This window comes from Thermus sp. FJN-A, from assembly GCF_054655095.1.
Genome location: NZ_BAAHSC010000008.1, coordinates 1 through 238, shown reverse-complemented (window position 1 = coordinate 238; position 238 = coordinate 1). Strand labels below are relative to the sequence as shown.

The following is a 238-nucleotide window of genomic DNA, read 5'->3' as shown; positions in this document are numbered from 1 at the left end:
TGTACCCCCCTTCCTTAGGGTCTCCGGGTGGACGGCCAGGACCAGGGTGGCCACCTCGGCGAAGGCCACCAGCCAGGGGACCACACTGGGGGTGAGGCCCGTGGCGTCGTCCACGACGAGGGTGACGGGGTTCACCCCTTCGGGGCGCTTGAGGGCCTTGAGGAGGCTCCTCGCCTTCTCCTCGTTCCCCGGGTAGCGCCTCTGCCAGGCCTTGAGGTCGGCCTCGAGGTCCCTCCCC

1 pseudogene is annotated in these 238 nt (G+C 70.6%); it reads right to left on the bottom strand.

The annotated features are described in order from the left end of the window. Positions 1-238: pseudogene (locus ACYQ0J_RS00035) on the bottom strand (ATP-binding protein); the annotation flags it as partial.